Origin of the sequence: Mesorhizobium sp. M1E.F.Ca.ET.063.01.1.1, assembly GCF_003998155.1 — a bacterium.
GTDB lineage: Bacteria > Pseudomonadota > Alphaproteobacteria > Rhizobiales > Rhizobiaceae > Mesorhizobium.
Genome location: NZ_RZSC01000741.1, coordinates 1 through 2845, shown reverse-complemented (window position 1 = coordinate 2845; position 2845 = coordinate 1). Strand labels below are relative to the sequence as shown.

Below are 2845 nucleotides of genomic sequence, written 5' to 3'. Positions count from 1 at the left end.
GGCGCTGGCCGAGCAGATCGAAGGCGGCGCGCCTGCCGATGTCTTCATCTCGGCCGACCTCGACTGGATGAAATATCTTTCCGACAAGAAGCTGACCAAACCGGACACCGAAGTGAAGCTGCTCGGCAACCAGATCGTGCTGGTGGCGCCGAAGGACTCCAAGGTCGAGGCGAAGGTCGAGAAAGGCTTCGATCTCGCCAAGCTCATCGGCGACAGCAGGCTCGCAATGGGTGACGTCAAGGCTGTGCCGGCCGGCAAATACGGCAAGGCGGCGCTGGAATCGCTGGGCGTCTGGTCCTCGATCGAAGGCAAGGTCGCGCAAGCCGAGAACGTGCGCGCCGCGCTGAAGCTGGTGTCGACGGGCGAGGCCGCGCTCGGCATCGTCTACGCCACCGACGCGCATGCCGATAAGGGCGTGAAGGTTGTCGGAACCTTCCCCGAGGATTCGCATCCGCCGATCATCTACCCGATTGCCCAGACGGCGGATTCGAAGGACAAGGATACGGCTGCCTTCCTGAAGTGCGTCGAGTCGGCCAAGGCTGCCGCGCTCTTCAAGGAACAGGGGTTTACGGTGCTCGCTGCGAGCAACTGAGAGAGACCTTACACCGCATATGAGTTGGCTGCTGGACCTCACTCCCGACGAATGGAATGCGGTCCGGCTGTCGATCAAGGTGGCAACGGTGGCGATGCTCGCCAGCCTGCCGCCCGGCGTCCTGATCGCGCTGCTGCTCGCCCGCGGGCGGTTCTGGGGCAAGACCTTGCTCAACGGGCTGGTGCATCTGCCGCTGATCCTGCCGCCGGTGGTGACCGGCTATCTGCTGCTGCTGACGTTCGGCAAGCGTGGCCCCGCCGGCGCCTTCCTTGCCGAGCATTTCGGCATCGTCTTTTCGTTCCGCTGGACGGGTGCGGCACTCGCCTGCGGAGTGATGGGCTTTCCGCTGATGGTACGGGCGATCCGGCTGTCGATCGAGGCGGTCGACCGCAAGATGGAGGCAGCCGCCGGCACGCTCGGCGCCAATCCGCCCTGGGTCTTCGCCACCATCACGCTGCCGCTGATCCTGCCCGGGCTGATCGCCGGCGCGATCCTCTCCTTCGCCAAGGCGATGGGCGAGTTCGGCGCCACGATCACCTTCGTCTCCAACATCCCCAACGAGACGCAGACGCTGCCCTCGGCGATCTATACCTTCACGCAGGTGCCGGGCGGCGATGCCGGGGCGCTGAGACTGACGCTGATCTCGATCGTCATCTCCATGGTGGCGCTGGTGGCCTCCGAGGTCCTTGCGCGGCGCGTCGGCCGGCGGATGGACATCGAATGACGCTCTCGGTCGACATCAGCCATCGCCTCGGCGATTTCGCGCTCGAAGCGGATTTCGAAAGCGCCGGCCGGCTCACGGCGCTGTTCGGGCCGTCGGGCTCCGGCAAGTCGACGCTGATCAACCTGGTCGCCGGGCTGATCCGGCCGCAGAAGGGGCGCATCGCGGTCGACGGCCGCGTGCTGATCGATACCGCCGCCGGCATGTTCGTGCCGATGCACAAGCGGCGGATCGGCATGGTTTTTCAGGATGCGCGGCTCTTCCCGCATATGAGCGTCGCCGGCAATCTGCGCTACGGACGCTGGTTCACGCCGCCTGCCGAGCGCTACGCCAATATCGATGCGGTGGTCGACCTGCTCGGCATCGGCCATCTGCTCGACCGGCGGCCGGCGAAACTTTCGGGCGGCGAAAAGCAGCGGGTGGCGATCGGCCGTGCCCTGCTTGCCAGCCCGAAGCTCTTATTGATGGACGAACCGCTCGCCTCGCTCGACGAAGCGCGCAAATCCGAAATCCTGCCCTATATCGAGCGGCTGCGCGACGAGACGAAGATCCCGATCGTCTATGTCAGCCATTCCGTCGCCGAGGTGGCGAGGCTGGCGAGCGACGTGGTGGTGCTTTCGCAAGGCAAGGTTGCCGCCTTCGGCCCGGCCGAGGCGATCATGCAGCGGCTGGATCTTTTGCCGGCGGAGGAACGGGGCGAGGGCGGCGCGGTGCTCGACACCAGGGTGCTGCGTCACGACGAGGCTTTCGGCATGACGGTGTTGGGCTCGCCGGCCGGCGACATCCGCATACCGCGCATTGCACGGCCGGTGGGATCTCCGGTGCGGCTCCGCATCCGGGCCCGCGATGTCATGATCGCGACCGAGCAGCCGGCGGGCCTCAGCGCGCTCAATATACTGGCTGGGACGATCGCCGCGGTCAGGCCGGGCGTCGGACCCACAGTGGAAATCGCCATCGATTGCAACGGTGCGACCGTGCTGGCGCGCATCACCGAGCAGTCGAAACAGAGCCTGCGCCTTGAACTCGGCCGCGAGGTCTTCGCCGTGATCAAGACGGTGAGCTTCGACAGCGCGACGACCGGGGCCGGGCTGCCGGCCGAGGCCGATGGTTGACGAAAGGGCAATACCGCTATGTTACATTGGAATAGCGATTTGGCCGCAATGGGAGTATTTTTGACGTGACCGCGGAGGACAAGGGATGCCGTCGCTGAGCCTGCGGATAAACCTCGATCCCGACGGGCGGATCGGCCCGGGCAAGGTCGAGCTTTTGGAGCAGATCGCCGCCTTCGGCTCGATCTCTGCCGCGGCGCGCGGCATGGAGATGTCCTACAAGCACGCCTGGGACCTCGTCGAGGACATGAACCGCGTGTTCGGCAAGCCGCTGGTTTCGGCGCAGACCGGCGGCAAGAAGGGCGGCGGCGCGCAGTTGACGCCGGTGGGCCTCGCCGTCGTCAGCCGCTTCAGGGCCATCGAGCGCGCGGCCGCTTCTGCCGCCGCTGTGCATATGCAGGCTTTGCAGGCGGAGATCGATGC

4 protein-coding genes are annotated in these 2845 nt (G+C 66.0%); all 4 read left to right on the top strand.

All coding sequences use genetic code 11. The annotated features are described in order from the left end of the window. Nucleotides 1-592 (top strand): molybdate ABC transporter substrate-binding protein (gene modA / locus EOA29_RS31545; RefSeq protein WP_127222089.1); only part of this gene is annotated, 592 nt, incomplete at its 5' end. A gap of 19 nt (nucleotides 593-611) precedes the next feature. Next, complete coding sequence (modB, locus tag EOA29_RS31540) at nucleotides 612-1316, top strand: molybdate ABC transporter permease subunit (protein WP_126093139.1); 705 nt, start codon at nucleotides 612-614, stop codon at nucleotides 1314-1316. After that, nucleotides 1313-2425 (top strand): molybdenum ABC transporter ATP-binding protein, encoded by a 1113-nt coding sequence (gene modC, locus EOA29_RS31535; protein WP_126093140.1) that lies wholly within the window; start codon nucleotides 1313-1315, stop codon nucleotides 2423-2425. Before modB ends, modC begins: the two co-directional genes overlap by 4 nt. Nucleotides 2426-2510: 85 nt before the next feature. After that, nucleotides 2511-2845, top strand: a 335-nt coding sequence (locus tag EOA29_RS31530) for a winged helix-turn-helix domain-containing protein (protein ID WP_127222088.1), incomplete at its 3' end; no start/stop codon positions are given.

What these genes read in the sequence shown, in the direction of transcription:
- modC (WP_126093140.1), top strand. Translation starts at nt 1,313, where the DNA reads ATGACGCTCTCGGTCGACATCAGCCATCGCCTCGGCGATTTCGCGCTC.
- modB (WP_126093139.1), top strand. Translation starts at nt 612, where the DNA reads ATGAGTTGGCTGCTGGACCTCACTCCCGACGAATGGAATGCGGTCCGG.